The 17599-nt window shown below is 61.2% G+C and carries 16 protein-coding genes and 1 tRNA gene; 12 read left to right on the top strand and 5 right to left on the bottom strand.

Features of this window, described 5'->3' with window-relative positions; translation table 11 throughout:
* The first annotated feature begins 46 nt into the window (after positions 1 to 46).
* From ACP15W_RS04495 to ACP15W_RS04480, 4 genes are all read left to right on the top strand, one after another.
* Complete coding sequence (locus ACP15W_RS04495; protein WP_424931660.1) at positions 47 to 1492, top strand: polysaccharide lyase family 7 protein; 1446 nt, start codon at positions 47 to 49, stop codon at positions 1490 to 1492.
* A gap of 143 nt (positions 1493 to 1635) precedes the next feature.
* Positions 1636 to 2238: a GNAT family N-acetyltransferase gene (locus ACP15W_RS04490; RefSeq protein ID WP_424931659.1), complete on the top strand. Its 603-nt coding sequence runs from the start codon at positions 1636 to 1638 to the stop codon at positions 2236 to 2238.
* On the top strand, positions 2235 to 3155 hold the full coding sequence (locus tag ACP15W_RS04485) for a carbon-nitrogen hydrolase family protein (RefSeq protein ID WP_424931658.1): 921 nt from the start codon (positions 2235 to 2237) through the stop codon (positions 3153 to 3155). Before ACP15W_RS04490 ends, ACP15W_RS04485 begins: the two co-directional genes overlap by 4 nt.
* A gap of 388 nt (positions 3156 to 3543) precedes the next feature.
* Positions 3544 to 3825 (top strand): hypothetical protein, encoded by a 282-nt coding sequence (locus ACP15W_RS04480; protein ID WP_424931657.1) that lies wholly within the window; start codon positions 3544 to 3546, stop codon positions 3823 to 3825.
* A 235-nt stretch (positions 3826 to 4060) separates the two neighbouring features.
* Here ACP15W_RS04480 and ACP15W_RS04475 read toward each other — a convergent pair.
* Both ACP15W_RS04475 and ACP15W_RS04470 read right to left on the bottom strand, forming a co-directional pair.
* Positions 4061 to 4147 (bottom strand) — tRNA-Leu (locus ACP15W_RS04475).
* 88 nt (positions 4148 to 4235) lie between these two features.
* Complete coding sequence (locus ACP15W_RS04470; RefSeq protein ID WP_424931656.1) at positions 4236 to 5678, bottom strand: peptidoglycan-binding domain-containing protein; 1443 nt, start codon at positions 5676 to 5678, stop codon at positions 4236 to 4238.
* 92 nt (positions 5679 to 5770) lie between these two features.
* Between ACP15W_RS04470 and lipB the strand changes: the two genes are divergently transcribed.
* The 6 genes from lipB to ACP15W_RS04440 all read left to right on the top strand — a co-directional run bounded on the left by lipB (position 5771) and on the right by ACP15W_RS04440 (position 13156).
* Positions 5771 to 6469, top strand: a complete 699-nt coding sequence (gene lipB / locus ACP15W_RS04465) for a lipoyl(octanoyl) transferase LipB (RefSeq protein ID WP_424931655.1) — start codon at positions 5771 to 5773, stop codon at positions 6467 to 6469.
* Between the two features lie 390 nt (positions 6470 to 6859).
* Positions 6860 to 7021, top strand: a complete 162-nt coding sequence (locus tag ACP15W_RS04460) for a DUF1127 domain-containing protein (RefSeq protein ID WP_424931654.1) — start codon at positions 6860 to 6862, stop codon at positions 7019 to 7021.
* A gap of 266 nt (positions 7022 to 7287) precedes the next feature.
* The gene (locus ACP15W_RS04455; protein ID WP_424931653.1) at positions 7288 to 8298 is read left to right on the top strand and encodes a TAXI family TRAP transporter solute-binding subunit; all 1011 of its coding nucleotides are present in this window, start codon (positions 7288 to 7290) and stop codon (positions 8296 to 8298) included.
* Between the two features lie 36 nt (positions 8299 to 8334).
* Positions 8335 to 10452 (top strand): TRAP transporter permease, encoded by a 2118-nt coding sequence (locus ACP15W_RS04450; RefSeq protein WP_424931652.1) that lies wholly within the window; start codon positions 8335 to 8337, stop codon positions 10450 to 10452.
* A gap of 99 nt (positions 10453 to 10551) precedes the next feature.
* Positions 10552 to 12363 (top strand): PHA/PHB synthase family protein, encoded by a 1812-nt coding sequence (locus ACP15W_RS04445; protein WP_424931651.1) that lies wholly within the window; start codon positions 10552 to 10554, stop codon positions 12361 to 12363.
* Positions 12364 to 12397: 34 nt separating this feature from the next.
* Positions 12398 to 13156 carry an ion transporter gene (locus ACP15W_RS04440; protein WP_424932275.1) on the top strand — a complete coding sequence of 253 codons (759 nt, stop codon included), beginning with the start codon at positions 12398 to 12400 and terminating at the stop codon, positions 13154 to 13156.
* Between the two features lie 214 nt (positions 13157 to 13370).
* Here the strand turns inward: ACP15W_RS04440 and ACP15W_RS04435 are convergent, their stop codons facing one another.
* A complete protein-coding gene (locus ACP15W_RS04435; RefSeq protein WP_424931650.1) occupies positions 13371 to 13634 on the bottom strand; it encodes a hypothetical protein in 264 nt (87 codons plus the stop codon).
* Positions 13635 to 13960: 326 nt separating this feature from the next.
* Between ACP15W_RS04435 and ACP15W_RS04430 the strand changes: the two genes are divergently transcribed.
* Both ACP15W_RS04430 and ACP15W_RS04425 read left to right on the top strand, forming a co-directional pair.
* Positions 13961 to 14164, top strand: coding sequence for a hypothetical protein (locus ACP15W_RS04430; protein WP_424931649.1), 204 nt, complete (start codon positions 13961 to 13963; stop codon positions 14162 to 14164).
* Positions 14165 to 14329: 165 nt separating this feature from the next.
* Entirely contained in the window at positions 14330 to 14539 is a 210-nt protein-coding gene (locus ACP15W_RS04425) for a hypothetical protein (protein ID WP_424931648.1), read from the top strand.
* A gap of 630 nt (positions 14540 to 15169) precedes the next feature.
* Here ACP15W_RS04425 and ACP15W_RS04420 read toward each other — a convergent pair.
* Together ACP15W_RS04420 and hemE are read right to left on the bottom strand one after the other, a co-directional pair.
* Positions 15170 to 16174 carry a methyltransferase gene (locus ACP15W_RS04420; protein ID WP_424931647.1) on the bottom strand — a complete coding sequence of 335 codons (1005 nt, stop codon included), beginning with the start codon at positions 16172 to 16174 and terminating at the stop codon, positions 15170 to 15172.
* A gap of 375 nt (positions 16175 to 16549) precedes the next feature.
* Complete coding sequence (hemE, locus tag ACP15W_RS04415; protein WP_424931646.1) at positions 16550 to 17590, bottom strand: uroporphyrinogen decarboxylase; 1041 nt, start codon at positions 17588 to 17590, stop codon at positions 16550 to 16552.
* Positions 17591 to 17599 lie beyond the last annotated feature (9 nt).

Below are 17599 nucleotides of genomic sequence, written 5' to 3'. Positions count from 1 at the left end.
TAGTAATCCGAAGAATCGGAAAATCGACTAAACCAGGGAGAAAACGATGCCGTCCTCATTAAGGGCCATGGCAAAGGCTGGCGTTTGCGCGGCCGCACTTTCCACAATCTGTTCAGGCGCGCTTGCGCAAGACTGCGACAAGATCTCGCAGCTCGGACTGCTCGCAGCGAGCGATGATGGCGATTTCGACGCCGAATACGGACCGGAGCGTGCCATCGACGGCAGCTTCAACCCGGAATCGCGTTGGTCCAGCGAAGGAAGCGACAAGGCGCTGTTGCTCGATATGGGCGCACCGCAAACGCTCACGGGCATCGGCGTGGCCTACTACAAGGGCAACGAGCGTCGCAGCGGCTTCAGGCTCGAGAGCTCGACCGATGGCAATACCTTCACTGAGATCCTTGAAGAGAGCCAGACCGGCGGCGAGACTACGGCAATCGAACAGTTCGCCGTCGATCCGGTCGAAGCCCGCTATCTGCGCCTTGTGGGCCTCGGCAATGAGGCCAGCGAATGGAACAGCCTTCTCGAAGTCCAGGCTTTCGGTTGCGGCAGTGGCGAGATCGCCTCGACCGGCGACGGCTCCGAGGTCGCGCTCGAGGACAAGATCAGCACCTACGGCCTGCGCACCGACCTGCCGCCAAGCGAGAATTTCGACCTCACCCGCTGGAAGATCACGCTGCCGGTGGACCGCGACGGCAATGGCAAGGTCGACGAGATCGAGGAGAACCAGCTCCAGGGCTGGTCCGACCCCGAGTTCTTCTACACCGATCCGGTCACCGGCGGCATGGTGTTCCGCGCGGTCCCCGGCGGCGCGACGACGCCGAACTCGAGCTACATTCGCAGCGAGTTGCGCGAAATGATGCGTGGCGGGGACGAGAGCATCTCCACCCGCATCGACGATGGCACACCCAACAAGAACAATTGGGTGTTCTCCTCCGCCCCGGAATCAGCGCAGGAGCTGGCAGGCGGTGTCGATGGCACGTTGCGCGCCACTCTCGCGGTGAACCAGGTGACGCGGATGGGTGAGGCGGGCAAGGTCGGCCGGGTGATCATCGGCCAGATCCACGCCAAGGATGACGAGCCGATCCGGCTCTACTACCGCAAGCTGCCGACGAACAAATACGGCTCGATCTACTACGCGCATGAGCCGGTCGGTGAGGACGACATCTACATCGACGTGATCGGCGACCGGATGGACTACGCCGAAAACCCGGAAGACGGTATCGCGCTCGACGAGGTCTTTTCCTACGAGATCAAGGTCACGTCCGAGGAACGCGACGGCACTCTGCACCCGATGCTTCATGTGACCATCACCCGCGATGATGGAACCGTGATCGCGGCCGAGCCCTACGACATGAGCGAGAGCGGCTTCTCGCACGAGAAGGACTTCATGTATTTCAAGGCCGGTGCCTACTCCCAGAACAACACGACGACCTGGCCGGAGCGCGACTTCGACCAGGTCACCTTCTTCGCGCTCGAGGCGACGCACCCCTAGCGCGGGGCGAGGCCCGGCCATCTCCTCCCGGCCGGGCCTCGCAGCTTCTCCGACATTACTGGGCTTGCGTACCGGCGCGGATCGTCCGACATTCGCCGCCGGGACGGGAGGATCAACGCTCCTGCCCGAAGGGGAGGAAAGCCGTGAACCTGCGTGTCGCGCCCATGAGCCGTGCAGAGATCGAATTCTGGCTCGATGCCGTGGCCGAGCTCCGTATCCGGGTGTTCGCCGAGTTTCCCTATCTTTATGACGGCGACATGGACTACGAGCGGGAGTATCTCGCGACCTACCGGGAAAGCGCCCGGGCCGTCATTGTCGGGGCCTGGGACGGGGACACGCTCGTCGGCGCCTCTACCGGAACCCCGATGGAAGATCATGCCGATGATTTCGCGCACGCCTTTGCGGATCAGAACCTCGATATTTCCCGGATCTTCTACTGCGCGGAGTCGGTCCTGCTGCCCGAATATCGTGGCCGCGGTATCGGCGCAAAGTTCTTCGACCATCGTGAAGCCCACGCCCGCGCACTTGGGCGGGAGTGGTCCGCATTCTGCGCCGTGATCCGCCCGGAGGATCACCCCGCCCGGCCCGCGATCTACTCGCCCCATGACGGTTTCTGGACGAAGCGGGGCTATGCGAAACTTCCCGGAGCGATCGCCCATTTCAGCTGGAAGGACATTGGCAATACCAATGAGACCCGGAAACCGCTGCAATTCTGGATCAGGAGCCTGAAGGAGAGGTCATCATGAAGATCGCCGCCGCCGCCTATCCGGTCGATTGGCACAACCGCTGGAACGATTATGTCGGCAAGCTGCGCGTCTGGGTCCGCACCGCACGGGACAAGGGCGCGGAACTGCTCGTTTTCCCGGAATACGGCGCGATGGAACTCGCGAGCCTCGCGGAAGAAAAGTATGCTGGCGATCTCGCGCTTTCGATCGAAGCGGTCGCGGCGCGGCTCGGCGATGTGGATGCACTTCACGCCTCCCTCGCGCGAGAATTCGAGGTCCATATCTGCGCCGCCTCTTCGCCGGTCAAGCACAGAGATGGCCTCCCGACAAACCGGGCAAGGCTCTTCGCCCCGGATGGCTCAAGCGATTTTCAGGACAAGCTCATCATGACCCGCTTCGAGCGGGAGGACTGGCATATCGGACCGGGCGACACGCTGAAGGTATTCGATACCGCGCTCGGCAGGATCGGAATCCTGATCTGCTATGATGTGGAGTTCCCGCTGCTCGCGCGCCGCATGGTCGAAGCCGGTGTGGAGATCCTGCTTGTCCCAAGTTGCACCGATACCGCGCAAGGCTACTGGCGCGTCCGCATCGGAGCAATGGCGCGCGCGCTGGAGAGCCAATGCGTCGTGGTCCAGGCACCAACGATCGGCAATGCGAAATGGCTGGCCGCGGCGGATGTGAATGTGGGCGCGGCGGGGATCTATGGACCGCCCGATGGCCCCTTTCCGGACACCGGTGTCATCGCGGCGGGAAAGCTGGGAGATCCCGGCTGGGTCTATGCCGATGTGTCACTCGACCAGATCCGCGAGGTGCGACAGCGCGGCTCCGTGCTGAATTGCCAGCACTGGCCGGAGCAGGACCGCGCAGCGGTGGCCGAAACTGTCAAATTGAGCAGCCTCGGCGCTCAGGAGACAGCCCAAGCCGAGCAGGGCTGAGACTCACCCCTGTTCTTGTGCGATCCACTCGAACCGCCCGACAACATCAAAGCAATTTCGATTTCGACCAAACTCGCCAATTGCAAATTGGTGTGTTCCGGATATATTGTGGTTCTATTGCAATATTTACTTGGTATGTTTGGCAACTTGAGCGCGTAACGATTAACCTGGCTGGAAAGTCCAATTTTCTTGGGTGGAGCGCGATCCTTGTGATCTATCGCACATCGCAGAATCGGCTCTTGGGTCAGAAAGGACACAAGACCTCAAGGGTCAGATGCGACGGATCTCGGCAGGCAATACGTTACGCTGATGTCACGATGCAAATGGCCCCATGGAGAACCCATAGCGGGCGGGAACGCCGATCGTCCGCACAACGGAGGAATTTGACATGATGCATACTGGAAGCCGCGATTTCGACGAATTTTCCCGCCAGCCTGTCTACGTCAATGCGAGCGATATCGAGCGCATCGCCTTCGAAGATCGTTATGGCGCAGACGAGGAACACATTCTGCCTCGGAACACCATCCTCTGCGCTCTCTTTGTAATCGGCTGCTTTTTCGCCTTCCTGCCCATCGCTGTGCTGGCGGTCGCAACGCTCGGCGCCAGGACAGTCTTCCACCGGATCGGCGAAATCCGGATCCCCGGCCTTGCCCATTGGGATGACGTCTGACTGGCGCAAGCGATCCGACAACGCCCCGACCGATTCGGCTGGGGCACAGCCACTCCGATCCACACGAGCCGCCCGGCTCCTCACAGCCCGGGTCGCATCGAGTTTACTGGTCGAATTTAGCGAGCGTCACTCGCTCTGGCAGATCACCTCAGCCAATCACACCTCGGAATGGGCAGGTTCGCGGCCCAAGGCCGCGAATGCACCAATATTCGGATTTTGAGGTCCCGAGGGGATTTGGTGCGGCTGAGAAGACTCGAACTTCCACGGGAGTTACCCCACAGCGACCTCAACGCTGCGCGTCTACCAGTTCCGCCACAGCCGCACTGGCGCGGCTTCTAGCAAAGCCCCCCGAGGTCCACAAGGCCATAAAATCGCTGAACCGACGATTTATTTTCCGACCCCGTTCGAACTCAGTTCGAGCTGCCCTGGGTGGGCATCGGCATGAGAAACGAGCCTGCCTCACCCGATGGCACCGATGCGTCCTTTATCACGGGCTGGGGCGTCGCCCCTGTCCCCCCGGCCACGGCGATCCGCAGCAGTTCCGTCCGCGCATTTCCTGCGGAGACGACGAGCGGGCTGGCGCCCGAATCTAGGGCCTCAATGGAGATCTCATACCATTCCTTCGCGCGATCCGGGCGTTTCGGAGTTGCGAAGCCGTTCATCAGGTGATGGCCCAGCAGTTCCGAATAGGCTTCCTCGCCCAGCCCGACCAGCACCATGGCCGCAGCGAGCGCGAGTTCGGGATTGTCGGTGTTGTACCCGATGCCGAGGCAGATCCGCGAATTGGCGGAAAGCTGTGCCGGCGGCGCGCCGGTCGACACCACGAAATTCTGCAATGCCGCACCGGCTTCGGCTGGCGATTGCGTGACAAGCCGGGCCTGGTATTCGAACATGGACGGAGCAAAGGCCTCGCACTGCTCGCGGATCTCAGCCATCGAGAAGCCCTGAACCGCACCGGCAAGGCTGTCGCCCTGCTCGACAGCATAACTGCGCGCGAGGCAGAACTGCTCGCCAAGCGCCTGTTTCGGGTCGGACATCGAAGCTGCGGTCATGTATCCGCCGTTCGAGCCGGTGGACATGCTTACACGGTTGCAGAAGCTCGACATCGAATTGGTCGAGGGCCCGCTGAGAAAGCTTGGAAGGCCCGCCGGGCCCACCTCCGGCGCGGCAACGGAGGCCTCGATCGTCTCGGCCGCCTTCGGCACCTCCCGGACCTCGATCTCGGGCGCAGGGGCCGCCGGGGTCACCGGAAGCGCCTGCGCCTGCGGCGCCTGAACCGCCGCGTGCTGCTGAGGCACACCGAGCGGATTGCCCAGCGCGTCCACAATCCCGTTGCGTTCCTTCAGACAGTGTATGAGGTAGCCCTGATGGCCCTTGCCCTCGGCGGCCGTCGCCTGAACCACCGCATACCCCCCGGAGACAGCGCGCTGATAGCAGGACACCAGAAGCACGCGGTCATGCTCGGCCAGAACACCTGGCGTTCCGTAAGAGACATAGTAGGGCGCACCATTCAGCGACATGTAGTTCTGATACATGGAGACCGCCGTTCGCGAGTTGCGGCCCATGACCCCATCCGCCACCCCGGCAGGGAAGTTGAAATGGTTGAGGGCCGTCTGCACCTCGCGATTCTGCTGTCGCTGGTAGGTGTTCACCGTCGGAGCCGGCGCGGCGCGGCGCACCACCGTCCGTTGCTGACGCTGCTGCTGGTTGTTGACGATGGCAGTGCCAAGGGCGCTTCCGATGAGGCCGCCGACAAAGGCGCTGCCGCCATCAGCCTGGGCGCCTCCAGGGATCGTGGCCAATGCAAGAGCGGTAGACAGAACAAATGCTGTAGAGTTTCTGGCGATCATCATCTAAATCCTCTCCTTCAAGGAGCGCGCGGGCCATGTCTCTGTTACGACCTACCAGAAACCCGCCATCGCGTCAGTTTCGGGAAGACTAATTGATGAACTATCCGTCTACTGCCCCTGAGATCGGCACCCCTGAAGCTGCAGGATACATCGATTGGCGCACAAGTCAGAGTCTTATTCCTTATCCGGAGGCCATTTCGGAGATGGAAGCCCGTGTCGCCGCAATAATCGAAGGCAGGGAACCCGAACTCGTCTGGTTGCTGGAACATCCGCCTCTCTACACGGCGGGAACCTCCGCGAATCAGGCGGACCTGCTCTGGCCCGACCGGTTCCCGGTCTACGAGGCCCGGCGGGGCGGCGAATTCACCTATCACGGACCGGGTCAGCGGGTGGCCTATGCCATGCTGGACCTCAACCGCCGGGGCCGGGACGTGCGTGCCTACGTCAACCGGCTTGAGGAATGGATCATCCGCACCCTCGCGGAATTCAACGTCACCGGGGAGCGGCGGGAAGGCCGTGTCGGGGTCTGGGTCACGCGCCCCGACAAGCCCCCCCTCCCCGATGGCAGCCCGGCCGAGGACAAGATCGCCGCGATCGGGGTCAAGATCCGCCGCTGGGTCAGCTTCCACGGTATCGCGATCAACGTCGAGCCGGATCTCGGCCATTTCGGTGGCATCGTGCCCTGCGGAATCCAGGGCTACGGGGTGACGAGCCTCGTCGACCTCGGCCTGCCCGTGACTATGGAAGATCTGGACGTCGCGCTGATGCGCAACTTCAAGAGCGTCTTCGGATAGGGCCGGCGCTTGCCGGTCTGGGCACAGGCCCGAAGTCCCTGTTGTCGAACCAGCGTTGCTCGGCAGGCGTCGACATTCGCCCGGCCGGAAGGCATGCGCCTGGCGCAAGATCGGCGCTCACCGGGCGCAATTCCGGAGCTCCCCTCAAATTGAAGCAATCATGCACGCAATCGTTACCGTAATGTCACGTTGCGTGCATTTCCAATTTATATCAGCATCTTGAATTCAGCTGAGCCTTCCTCCCATGTGTCCGAGCCGCACCTTTTGCATTGCAGCACGTGCATGACGACCTTGAGAAACCGGCAATTGTTCATCCGGCATCCAAGCCCGATATAGGGGTCATCGGAAACGAACTTCCGGTGACAGAAAACCCAACTCGAGGAAAGACACATGACGTCTCTCAGCTCCTTCCGCCGCTTCCTGAACAAGCGCGCACACTACAACCGCACCGTCCGCGAACTTCGCAGCCTCTCGCCGGCTGAAGCCAACGATCTCGGCATCAACGTCTCCGAAGCACGCTCGATCGCTCGCGCCGCCGTCTACGGCTCCTGAGCCATGCGTGCGCCAGCATCCGCGCGCGATACGCGGACAGGAGAAGGCCACACAAGAGCACACTGACAGGCGGGTAGAAAGCCCGCCCGTCAGTGACGGACCACCTCGATGAGAGTACGGACGCTGTCCGGAAATCAGCGACCAACGCTACCCCCGCAAAACTCATACCCCCCTGAAGTTGAGCGCCGTTGACTTGCGCCATCTGCTTTGAACTAATGCCGTTCAAACAAACACGGTTCTCCGAAGCCGTCCCTGGGGGGAGTTACATGAAGCACCTGTTTTCCGTCGCCGCAGCCGCGGCAATTGCGGCATCGACTGCCATTTCCACGCCTGCAGAGGCCGAAGAGGCCAGCTACATCCTTGCCACCGCGACCACGGGCGGCACCTACTACCCGGTGGGCGTCGCGCTCTCGACCCTCATCAAGGTCAAGCTCGAACCCAGCGAAAGCATCGGAATGTCGGCGATCAACTCTGCCGGCTCCGGCGAGAACATCCGCCTCCTGCGTGAGAACGAGGCGCAATTCGCCATTCTCCAGGGCCTGTATGGATTCTATGCCGCCAGCGGCACCGGACCGCTCGAAGCCGACGGCCCGCAGGAAAATCTCCGCTCCGTCAGCATGCTGTGGCAGAATGTCGAGCATTTCGTCGTCTCCAACGATCACGTCGAGAACGGCACGCTGAGCGATTTCGCGAGCCTCAAGGGTGAGGCCGTGGGCCTTGGCGCACGCAGTTCCGGCACGATGGGATCGAACGCGACCATCCTCTCCGGGTTCGACCTCGATGCATTCAATGATTTCGACCTGTTCGAGGGCGGCTACGGCCCGACGGCCGAAGCGCTGCAGAACGGGCAGATCGAAGGGCTCAGCATTCCCGCAGGCGTTCCCGCTGGCGCCATCAGCCAACTCATGGCAAGCGCGGGCGACAGTGTCTCGATCCTCGAGATCACCGACGAGGAAATGTCTAAGGCGGATGGCGGCAAGGATCTCTGGACCCGCTTCGTCATTCCGGCCGGAACCTATCCCGGCCAGGAAGAGGACATTGATACCATTGCCCAGCCGAATTTCCTGGCTGTGCGCGATGACGTATCCGAGGAAAACGTCTACCTCATCACCAAGACAATCTACGAGAACTTGCCCTTCCTGCAGGCGATCCACCCGGCCACGAAGGCGATGGCACTCGAGAAGTCGATTGCGGGGCTTCCACTTCCGCTGCATCCCGGTGCGGTGCGCTACTATGAAGAAGCTGGTGTCGAGATTCCCGACAGGCTGAAGCCCTGATTTTTGCCCGGTCGTAACCTGTCGGGAAGCGCGCGCGTGGGCAAATCCGTAGATGACGCAATCAACGAGGCGGGGAGTTCCCTCACCCGCCCCTTGCCGCATTGGCTTGGGCTGGCCGTTTCCGGCCTGGCCATACTCCTTTCCATTGCGCACCTCTTTCTCGCGATCTTCCCGGAAGTATCCGAACTGGAGCGCAACGCGGCGCATTTCGCGGGTTTTGCCCTGCTCTGTGCTCTGCTCTACCCCGGCTTTGGCCGACGGGCGCGGGGCAACTGGCCATTGATCATCGATGGTTTCATCGGCATCGCGGTGGCCGCGGCTGCGATTCATCTCGCGCTCGCCGAGGATGCGATCTACGAACGCGGCGTGCGCCTCTCACCGCTGGACTGGACCGCCTGCGCCGTCGTGCTTCTGGGGGCGATGGAACTGTCGCGCCGTGCCGCTGGCATCGTCATTCCGATCCTGATCTTCCTGTCGCTGAGTTACGTCGTGCTCTGGGGCCAATGGGTCGGCGGCGTGTTTCACTTCGCGGGACTCTCCTGGGAAACACTCTTCTTTCGCTCGGTCTATGGTGACGATGCGCTCTTCGGCTCGATTGCCCGCATTTCCTCCACCTATGTGTTTCTCTTCATCATTTTCGGTGCCTTCCTGATCCAGTCCGGTGCAGGCGATTTCGTGATCGACCTGGCACGTGTCGTCGCGGGCAAGCTGACGGGCGGGCCGGGCCTCATCGCCGTGATCGCTTCCGGCCTGACGGGAACCATCTCCGGCTCCGCCATCGCCAACACCGCCTCCACGGGCGTCATCACGATCCCGCTGATGAAACGCGCCGGATACCAGCCGAAATTCGCGGCCGGCGTCGAAGCGGCCTCCTCCACCGGCGGACAGCTCATGCCACCGATCATGGGCGCGGGCGCGTTCGTGATGGCGAGCTTCACCCAGATCTCCTACGAGCATATCGTGGTGGTGGCCGCTCTTCCTGCCCTGCTCTACTTCCTCTCCGTGGCCTTTTTCGTGCGGATTGAAGCCAAGAGACTTGATCTCAAACCCATCCCGACCGAAGGCCGCACGCTGCGAATGGCGCTCCGAGATGGCGGCGCAAGCTTCATCTTTCCCGTCGGACTGCTGATCTGGCTTCTGGTCAGCGGCTTCACCCCTACCTATGCCGCCGTATTCGGGGTGATCGCCGTCATCGTTTCCAGCTGGCTGACAAAGCGGCCGATGGGCCCCAAGGGTGTCCTGAAGGCGCTCGAGCTTGGGGCGCGCAACATGGTGACCTCTGCGATCCTGCTCTGCTCCGTCGGGTTGGTGGTCAACGTGATCGCGACCGCGGGCATCGGCAACACCTTCAGCCTCATGATCGCGAACTGGGCCGGCGGAAGCCTCCTGATAGCCATCGTTCTTGTCGCGATCGCCTCGCTCGTCCTCGGCATGGGTCTGCCCGTGACCGCCGCCTATATCGTGCTTGCAACGCTTTCCGCGCCTGCCCTCGCCGGCATGATCAGCGATCTCGCGGTCATCGACGCGATCGCCAGCGGCACCCTGCCCCAGGCGGCACAGCCCATCATCATGTTGGCCAATCCGGAAGCCGCCGCAAGCCTCGTCGCCCCCATGCCGCGCTCGGAAGCCATTGCCCTTGTGACGAGCCTGCCACTGGAGATCGCGGCACCGCTGCGCGAACTGGCGGTGAGCCCGGAGGCCGCGCTCGCAGCACTTCTCTCCGCGCATTTCATCGTCTTCTATCTGAGCCAGGATTCGAACGTCACGCCGCCGGTCTGCCTTGCCGCCTTCACCGCCGCAGCGATTGCGGAATCGAAGCCGATGGCAACCGGCATAGCGAGTTGGAAACTTGCCAAGGGCCTCTACATCGCACCCGTGCTTTTTGCCTACACGCCACTTCTGAGCGGAGACTGGATGGCGGCGCTTCAGGTCTTTGCCTTTGCCGTCATAGGGACTTATGCGATTGCCGCGGCCCTCCAAGGCTGCATGGAGACACCCATGGGCTGGCTGCTGCGCGCGCTTGCCCTGGCCGCCGGGCTCGCCTGCATCTGGCCGTTTTCCTTGACCGTCAACGCCATTGGGGCATGTACCACGGTTGCACTGCTCGTGCTGAATATCCAGGTTGGTCGCAACCCAGCCGCGAAAACGGGCTGACAGGCCGCGCATTGATCGTGGCAATCAACCCGCGCAACTGTATGATCTGTGCGGGAGCTCGTTTTTCGGCGCGAGAAAATTAGGAGGGGGAAACGCAGCATGAGTGACAACCAGGAACTCGACACGCTCGCGGAGCAAGGCCAGCATGTCGCGCACAACCTGGCCGAGGTCTTCGATATCTCGAGCCAGATCTGGCAGACCTTCATGGCCGCCCAGATCCAGAAGGGGACCCCGAAACACGCTGATCCGCTCAACACCTTCCCGACATTCGCCGAGCTATACCGGACGATGTGGGACAACCCGAAGGATGTGGCCGACAAGACGATCCAGTTCTGGGCCGAACAATCGGCGCTCTGGCAACACTCCATGCTCCGATTCCTCGGCGCGAAGGACGTGCCCGACCATATCGAACTGCCGCACATGATGAAGGCCGACAAGCGCTTCGCCCACAAGGAGTGGAGCGAGAACGCGGTCTTCGACTACCTCAAGCAATCCTACCTGCTGGCCTCGGGCTGGATCCAGGACACGGTGAACTCCGTCGGCGACCTGCCCCCGAAGGAACGCAAGAAGGCCGCCTTCTATACCCGGCAGTTCGTCGAGGCGATGAATCCGGCGAACTTCTTCGCGCTCAACCCCGAAGTGCTGGAGACCACGCTCAACGAGAAGGGCGACAACCTCGTCCGCGGTCTCAAGATGATGCTGGAGGACCTCGAACGCGGCAAGGGCAAGCTGCTGATCCGCCAGACCGATATGGACGCCTTCGAGGTCGGCAAGAACACCGCCGTCTCGGAAGGCGCTGTCATCTGGCAGAACGACATCCTGCAGCTGATCCAGTATTCGCCCACGACCGAGAAGGTCCACGCCAAGCCGCTGCTGATCATCCCGCCCTGGATCAACAAATACTACGTGCTCGACCTCAACCCGAAAAAGAGCCTTGTCAAATGGCTCGTCGAGCAGGGCCACACGGTCTTCATGATCTCCTGGGTCAACCCGGATGCACGCCACAGGGACAAGACCTGGGAAAACTACATGTTCGATGGCGCCTCGGCCGCCATCGACAAGGTGCGCGAGGAAACCGGCCAGCGCTCGATCCACGTGGCCTCCTACTGCATCGGCGGCACGCTCGCCGGCAACCTTCTGGCCTATATGGGCAAGAAGAACGATCGCCGCGTGGCCTCGGCCACCTTCTTCACCGCCCAGCTCGATTTCGAGGACGCGGGCGAGTTGCAGATTCTGGTCGACGACCAGACACTCAACGTGATCGACGAGGAGATGGACCAGGGCTACATGCCCGCCAACAAGATGGCCGAAGCCTTCAACATGCTCAGGGCGAACGACCTCATCTGGGGCTACATGGTCAACAACTACATGCTGGGCAAGGAACCCTTCCCCTTCGACCTGCTGTTCTGGAATGCGGACTCCACCGCCATGCCGGCCAGGGTGCATGGCTTCTATCTCGACCAGTTCTACATCAAGAACGCATTCGCGAAGGATGAACTGGTCGTGGCCGGAGAGAACGTGAAGCTTTCCGACATCAAGGTGCCCGTCTACCATGTGGCCACAAAGGAGGACCACATCGCGCCGGCCCATTCCGTTTACCGGGGCGCCAAGGAGATGACCAAGGCCGATGTGCGTTTCGTGCTCGCCGGATCCGGCCATATTGCGGGTGTCGTCAACCCGCCCGACAAGAACAAATACCAGTTCTGGACCAACCCCGACATGTCCCAGGAGTCGCTCGACAGCTGGATCGAGGGCGCCGAGGAAACACCGGGAAGCTGGTGGCCGGACTGGGACAATTGGCTCAAGGAACGTTCAGGGCGCGAGATCGCGGCCCGCGAGCCGGGCAAGAAGCTCGGCGTGGTCGAGCCCGCACCGGGGTCCTACGTAAAGGTGCGCTTCGACAAACGCTGACACCACAGAACAGAGGGACCGGCCGCGAAAGCGGCTGGATCTCCTGCGCGAGCTCTACGACGGCGCGACGCCCAGAGCGCACAAGTTCCGGTATGGGCTGATTGCCTTTGACCTGATCACGATCGTTTTCGTCGTCGCCACGTCCTTCGTCCGGCCAAATCACATCGTCGAGACGATTGATCTGATTTTCGGACTCGTGATCTTCACCGACATTACCGCACGGTGGCTGATCTCCTATCGCAAGGTCCGCTTCTTCCTCCAGCCGGCGAGCATCGCGGATGTCGTCTCGATGGTTTCATTCCTGGCCCCCGTGACCGGCGAGGCGCTGGGTTTCCTGCGGGTGCTGCGGACATTGCGGCTCCTGCGCACCTATCAGTTGGCCGCACGGCTGCGGAAGGATTTCCCGTTCTTCCGCATGCATGAGATCGTCACCCGCGCGACGATCAATCTCGCCGTCTTCCTCTTCGTGATGACCGGGCTGATTTATGCGCTACAGCATGACGTGAATCCCGACATCGGGAACTACGCCGACGCGCTCTACTTCACCGTCACGACCCTCACGACCACTGGCTATGGTGACGTGATCCTCACAGGCACAGCGGGCCGGTTGCTTTCGGTCGCGGTCATGATCATCGGCGTCACGCTTTTCCTGCGTCTCGCCCAGGTGCTGTTCCGTCCGCTCAAGGTCATCGAGGAATGCAGCACTTGCGGGCTCAAACTGCACGATGCCGATGCGATACATTGCAAGCATTGCGGAGAACCCATCCATATCGAAACGGAGGGGCTGGTCTAGAGCAAGGGCGGCTCGGACGGCAAACTGGCTGGGCCCCCACGCCACCGCGGCAAAGGACAAGGCTCAACCGCCCAACACCGGATGCACCATTCGGAAACAAACGGAGGCCGCCCATTCGGACGGCCTCCGCCTCACCCCTCACATTCGTCACAACCACACCAGTCACTCGTCTCGCACGGGCCATGCCCCGTCCCCACCCCGGGACGGGCCGGTTTCAGATCCCGTCGCGAACGCAAACACCTCGCTCTTCCACGTCTTCACAATGATCGCGGGCTCGCGGGCGAATCGCCCCGCTTTCTCCCTCGGCCACACCCAGTCGCACTGCGGAACTGCCACCCGCCGACTTGACGGGAATATGCCGGGCTTCCGGCTCCTCACGGTCGGCCTTCTCCGCTTTCTCGTCGCACGCTTCCGCAACCAGCCCGGACGCCGCGATGAGCAGCAACGCAAATGCAATCGTCTTCACCATACTCGTCATGCTCTTCCCCTCTCGCCAGTACCGCCGATGCGCGCACCCCATGTGCTGACAGAACCCATTAACCAGAACCTGCGTGACAGCAGCGTCATTCCGCCGTCACGGGACCGGGGTATTTTCCAGTCAGCTTCAAAAATATGTTTCGCCGCGCCATGCAACGAACGCCGCGCTCCCGAGGCAGGCCGCCCCAAAGCGCCCTATTGCGATGATGTGGCAAATAAGCGCCAGATTGCGCTCATGAGGTAAAGCAGCAGACCGGCGCGTCCGTGTTAACCTTCCGTTTCTCTTCGCTACACACTATCTGAATTGCGACCACATGGAGACAGGCCGTGAAACCGATTTACGAAGATCCCGAACACTTTGATGCGGCAGTAACGAAGACAGCCGAATCGTTCATCTCGAGGTTTGGAAAAGAGGCCGGAAACGAAGCCTGGAAAGCGGCGCGCCATCCCTCCATGACCGAAGCGGAAAAGGCTTATTGCGAGGCCGTGGCCGTCAAGGTCGTTTCCATGCTCCGCACGCCGGCGGAATAGGCTCTACCACTAAAGGCGTATTTTTCGCGCGTGGCGCGAGGCGGTTTGCCATAAATTGGCAGAACCGCCACCTTTGGGTAACTTTGTTAACTTACATTGCAAGGTATTATTGTTTTGTTATCCGGGCACAGGCAGGATTCCCGGTGTTTCGATAGGAGACGAGCCATGAAACCAATCTTTGATGAGCCGGAGCAGTACCAGAGCGCGGTCGCCAAGACCGCTGAGGCGCTGATTTCCAAATTTGGCAAACTTGCGGATGGCAAGGCCTGGGAAGCCGCGAGGATGCCGAACCTCACACGATCCGAGCGCGCCTACTGCGAAGCCGTAGCGGTCCGCGTGACCCGGCTCGTGCGTGGCGGTTCCGTCCCCGCCTGAACGCCGTTTGGCGGGTTCACAACCGGAAACCGCCCATACGCCTGCGGGTCAGGAGCGAGAGCGTTCGAGCTGAAAGAGTTTGAGCCCAAAATCTCGCTTCCGATTGTCGGTACGATCAGATCCTTTCCGGATGGTATGTCCGACTGAAGGGGTCTTTGGCACAATCGGCATCTGATATGACTTCCGCCCGATGCGGCACTGGCCTGCCGCACACATCCGGCATCCTGCCTCGAACCGAAGGCGCCCGGTTCAAGCCAAGCCTTGCCTCAAGCGTATCAGCCCTGGGGCCACGACGAACTTCCCCAATTCCGAGTTAACGGACGATCCATTCTTGCGACCCCATTGCGCGAAATTTACAGGACGCGATGCGTCACATGCCCCGGCACCAGCCGCTCGGGCGTGATTTTCGCGTCAGGTCTGATCCCGTTAGGGTCACCCGACAGGCCCTCGATGCGCAAGTTTCCTCCCGCGGAGCCATACGTTTACCATACCGTTTCCATATCGAATCCATACGCGGATTCAGTCCCGTTTCGCGGGTTACCGAAGGGCACCAAGGCCACCTTACGGGCGAGCGAACGGGGCTATACGGACCAGCCTTTTAGTGTCCCGCCAGGCAGATCCTCGTGCCCCTCAAACGGGGCGAGCTTCAAGCAGGCTGAAGAAGGATCGGGTGGGAATGACCTGCACCAGTTCCATCCCGGCTTTCTCCAGAAGCTCGGAAAAGGCCGCTTCGGTGCGCTCGAAACCACCTGTCCGCACCATCATGTTGAGATCCGCAAGTACATGCATTTGCGCATCAAATCCCGGTGTAACCCGCTCTGGCAGGATCTGCTCGACAATCAGCAGCCTGGCATTAGGGCGAGCGGACATGGCCTCGCGGCATTTCGAAAGGATGGCAATGGATTTCTCGTCATCCCAATCATGCAGCACCGTCTTCATCATGTAGAGATCACCGCCCTCGGGAATATCCGCGAACATGTCTCCCGAAATGATCTCACACCGCTCCCGGACACCCGTCGCAGTCAGAAGTTCCTCAGCCCCGCCTCGCGTTGCAGGAAGATCGAGCAGTTTCCCTTCGAGGTGCGGCACCGCATCCAGAACGTCCGCGATCAGGCGCCCGCGCCCCCCGGCAACATCCACGACGCATGAAACCTTGGAAAAATCATAAGCCTCTATCACCGCTGGCGAAATATAGGCCGACATTGCGACCATGCCGCGATTGAAAACCGGGCCGACTTCGGGATCCGCAGAGTAGCGAGCAAAGGGATTGTCGACACCGAAAAGCAGCTTCGCAGCGTGATCGCCCGTGGATACGCAATTGCCGAGTTCTCCCCACGTCTGCCAGTAATCGTCGTGACCGAACATCAGCACCAGGTCGCGAACGGCATTCGAACCGCCGGACCGGACACAGGCCCCCAGCCGCCCGATGGTGAACCGACCATCCGATGTTTCGTTGACGACATCATACGCCGCAAGTGCGCGAAGCAGGCGCTGGAGCGTTTCAACCGGCGTCTTGACCAGCGGAGCAAGATCCTCGGCGGATTTGGGCTCGCCGACGAGCAGATCGGGAATTCCGAGCCGGGTTGCAACATGAAGCGCGCGCGAGCCCTTGTAGGCAATGGCTAGCTGCAGCACTGCGTCTTCCGCAGAAACTGTCCGGCTGGCGCCTGTTTCGCGTGTTGCCTCAAGGTCCGGATCGTGCATTCCAAACATTTCAAAACCCCTTCCGGCCCTCGCGCCCCGATGGCGACGACCCATGCCGGTTCACCCGCAAGTTCCCACAAACGCACGGGTGCGACATATGATAAATGTCACAGTCATTTCTGCGAAGAAAGCAATGTAAATCCATGGATTTCAGCGTTAATCGCCTCGCGACAACCCGACTGAAATCAACAACGGTAAATTCTGGATCAATTTTCAAGCCGACGGTCGCGCAATACTTCGGACCGATCGGTTTGGCTCTATTCAACTACTGGCACACCTAGGCTGACTGCTTCTCTTGGAGCAAGGTCAAGCATCGTTGCGGATGACCTCGAGCATCTGATCAACATGAGAGGGATCCGCTTGGGGCGTGATGCCGTGGCCGAGGTTGAAAATATGCGGTCCGCCCGCAAAACCGCGCTTGATACGCGCCGTTTCCTTACGAAGTGGTTCTCCCCCTTCAACCAGAAGAAGGGGATCGAGATTGCCCTGAACACACATCTGCGTCTGCAGGGCTTTCGCCGCCCAGTCGGGATCGACCGACGTATCGAGCGCAATCGCCTGCGCACCCGCTTCCTCGGCGAAAGCGAGGTAGCCTGCCCCCGCCCCGCGCGGAAAGCCAATGATCGGAACGTCCGGATAGGCCTTGCGGAGATCGCCGATGATACGAGCAACGGGTTCGATCGCGTAGCGCCGGAACCACGGGCCGGGAAGCGCGCCGGCCCAACTGTCGAAGATCTTGATAACCTCCGCACCAGCCTTGATCTGTTCGAGAAGATAAAGGGTCGTCGCTTCGGCAATCCGGTCGATTAGAGCATCGAAAGTCTGAGTATCGGAATAGAGAAGGCGCCGCGCGGGAGCCTGATCCGGTGTTCCCCTACCGGCAATCATGTAGGTCGCCACGGTCCACGGCGCGCCCGCAAATCCGATCAGTGGGGTGTCCGGCGGCAATTCGCCCCGCAATTGTGCAACCGTCTCGTAAATGGGTGAAAGAGTCTCGTGGATCTCGTCCGCAGGTCTGAGTTGCTCAAGGTCCCGAGCCGAAGTGACGGTCGACAACCGGGGACCTTCGCCTTGAACAAAGGTAAGATCCGCACCCAGCGCCTGCGGCACCAGCAGGATATCCGCGAAGAGGATCGCCGCGTCGAAACCGTATCGCCGGATCGGTTGTAAGGTCACTTCGGTCGCAAGGTCTGGATTGTAGCAGAGGTCGAGAAAGCTGCCCGCCTTTTCCCGCGTCGCGCGATACTCGGGCAGATAACGTCCGGCCTGACGCATCATCCACACGGGCGGTACGGGGAAGCTTTCTCCGCGGAGTGCTCTCAACAGTTTTTTCTCTGGTCCGGCCATCGTAGCTTT

It is taken from the genome of Amaricoccus macauensis (assembly GCF_049800915.1).
Classification (GTDB): domain Bacteria; phylum Pseudomonadota; class Alphaproteobacteria; order Rhodobacterales; family Rhodobacteraceae; genus Amaricoccus; species Amaricoccus macauensis_A.
This window is presented reverse-complemented; position numbering and strand designations above follow the sequence as displayed.

Coding starts and splice junctions, on each gene's coding strand:
- ACP15W_RS04495 (WP_424931660.1), top strand. CDS start 47: ATGCCGTCCTCATTAAGGGCCATGGCAAAGGCTGGCGTTTGCGCGGCC.
- ACP15W_RS04445 (WP_424931651.1), top strand. CDS start 10,552: ATGAGTGACAACCAGGAACTCGACACGCTCGCGGAGCAAGGCCAGCAT.
- hemE (WP_424931646.1), bottom strand. CDS start 17,590: ATGGCCGGACCAGAGAAAAAACTGTTGAGAGCACTCCGCGGAGAAAGC.
- ACP15W_RS04480 (WP_424931657.1), top strand. CDS start 3,544: ATGATGCATACTGGAAGCCGCGATTTCGACGAATTTTCCCGCCAGCCT.
- ACP15W_RS04435 (WP_424931650.1), bottom strand. CDS start 13,634: ATGACGAGTATGGTGAAGACGATTGCATTTGCGTTGCTGCTCATCGCG.
- ACP15W_RS04485 (WP_424931658.1), top strand. CDS start 2,235: ATGAAGATCGCCGCCGCCGCCTATCCGGTCGATTGGCACAACCGCTGG.
- ACP15W_RS04470 (WP_424931656.1), bottom strand. CDS start 5,678: ATGATGATCGCCAGAAACTCTACAGCATTTGTTCTGTCTACCGCTCTT.
- ACP15W_RS04455 (WP_424931653.1), top strand. CDS start 7,288: ATGAAGCACCTGTTTTCCGTCGCCGCAGCCGCGGCAATTGCGGCATCG.
- lipB (WP_424931655.1), top strand. CDS start 5,771: ATGAACTATCCGTCTACTGCCCCTGAGATCGGCACCCCTGAAGCTGCA.
- ACP15W_RS04425 (WP_424931648.1), top strand. CDS start 14,330: ATGAAACCAATCTTTGATGAGCCGGAGCAGTACCAGAGCGCGGTCGCC.
- ACP15W_RS04460 (WP_424931654.1), top strand. CDS start 6,860: ATGACGTCTCTCAGCTCCTTCCGCCGCTTCCTGAACAAGCGCGCACAC.